The sequence below is a fragment of the Sphingomonas sp. genome (assembly GCF_040398505.1).
In the GTDB taxonomy this organism is placed as follows: Bacteria; Pseudomonadota; Alphaproteobacteria; order Sphingomonadales; family Sphingomonadaceae; genus Sphingomonas.
The window spans coordinates 26575-28377 of the sequence record NZ_JBBATX010000024.1 but is presented as its reverse complement, the minus strand read 5'-3'; the positions used below and the strand labels follow the sequence as shown (position 1 = coordinate 28377).

The window sequence follows — 1803 nt, the reverse complement described above, 5'->3', positions numbered from 1 at the left end:
TTACCGAAGCTTACTGCCCAGCCCGATCCACGTGCAGATCGACGTCGAGCTCCTCCTCGCCCTCGCCCAGCCGCGACCCCGCAACTGGCGCTGCGCCCGCCGAATCCAAAGCGACCGCCACCCGGACATAGGCTTCGTCGGCGCAGAGCCCAGTGCAAGGGTCGAATGCCACCCAACCGAGCCCGGCGACATGCGCCTCGGCCCAGCCATGCGGCGCGGGGCTGGCGTCGTTGCCGAAACAGGCCGGGCTGTAGCCCGAGACATAGCGCGCCGGAATTCCCAGCGACCGCGCCGCAGCAACGAACATTTGCGCCAGATCGCGCGGCGTGGTGGTCGGGTGCTGAAAGGCGGTGGCAGCGCTTTGGCCAGCGACCGGACGCCCGCGATCGAGCGCGAAACGCCGATGCACCGCACCGTTCAACGCGTGAAGCGCCGCCAGCGGCGCACCCCCGCCAACATCGCGCGCAAAATCGCGCAGGTCGGAATCCGCCGCTGTCAGCGCCGTCTCGCGCAGGAACAAGGCCGGCGGCAGCGGCTCGTGCGCACCGTGGACGATGCCGTTGGACGGGTTGGTCAGCACCTCCCCCGATACGGTGATCTCGATACTGTCGACCGGCCCATCGACATACAGCATCGTCGTGCAATTGCCGAAGCCGTCGCGCCCGCGACGAAAGCGCGCGTCGCAATCGACATGCACGTTCCAGCTCGCGACCGATTGATCATGCGTATCCTCGGGATTGACGCGGAGCATTTGGATGAGCCGCGCCTGCGGCGCGGTGAAGCGATACGTCGTGCGGTGATCGACGATCAGTCTCATTGGGGCAATCTCATCGCGGGTGCCGCATCATGTGAACTTGAACTGCCGACCAACCGCACGGTGCAGTTCGTCATTCTCGGCGATGAAGCCTTGCAGATATTGATGAAGCCCGCGCGCGATCACCGCGCCCGAAGCTGTCTTGGCCAGCCGCATATGGCGGTTGCGTGCCATCCGGTCGGCCTCGCCGTGCAGGCCGGTGCGCTTGGCGAGCAAGTTGAGGATATCGACCGCTTCCTCGACCGATGCCGCGAGACTGCGCGGCAATTCGGGTCGTGCGATCAGCAAATCGATGACATTGGCGGGCTTGAGCCCTTCCGAATACAACCAGCGATACGCCGTCACGGCGGAGACGGTCTGGAGAATCGTCGTCCATTGGTCGCGATCGACCACGCCGCCCACCCGTTCGCCCTCGGGCAGCAGGATGTGATATTTCACGTCGAGCAGCCGCGCGGTGTTGTCGGCGCGCTCGATCGCCTGGCCAAGCCGGATGAACCACGTCGTCTGGTTGCGCAGCATCCGGTGCACCGCGCCCTCAAACCCGCGCGTCTCGGCCTTGACCGCCTCGACCAGATTGAGCGTTGCCATCGCGCCGCCCGGGCTCGAGCGATTGTCGAACAACAGCCACGCGCGGTTGATCCCGGTCCACGCTTCCTTGGTGAGCGCGGTACGCACCGCGCGGGCATTGTTGCGCGCCATATCGAGCGAGCGGACGATCGACCCGGAGTGGCTCGAATCGACCGTCAGGAAACGTGCGACATTGTTCTGCGAGACGCTCTCGCCGGTCTTGGCGAAGGCGCTGTCGGTCTCGGTTACGGCGAGCGCGCTGGCCCACGCCGCCTCCCCCGCCGGCCGCGGCGAGAGCACGTCGAGCCGCACCGTCGCCTCGACCAGCCGCGCGATGAAATCGGTCCGCTCGACGTAGCGACCGAGCCAGTAAAGCGAGGATGCGGTGCGGCTCAGCATATCAAATCCTCCCCCGGGCACCG

Annotated in this window: 2 protein-coding genes; both read right to left on the bottom strand. The window is 66.4% G+C overall.

The window, feature by feature from the left end; all coding sequences use genetic code 11:
• Nucleotides 1-10 precede the first annotated feature (10 nt).
• Entirely contained in the window at nucleotides 11-817 is an 807-nt protein-coding gene (locus ABWP09_RS05240) for a transglutaminase family protein (RefSeq protein WP_353204089.1), read from the bottom strand.
• Between the two features lie 27 nt (nucleotides 818-844).
• Nucleotides 845-1780, bottom strand: a complete 936-nt coding sequence (locus ABWP09_RS05235; RefSeq protein WP_353204092.1) for an alpha-E domain-containing protein — start codon at nucleotides 1778-1780, stop codon at nucleotides 845-847.
• Nucleotides 1781-1803 lie beyond the last annotated feature (23 nt).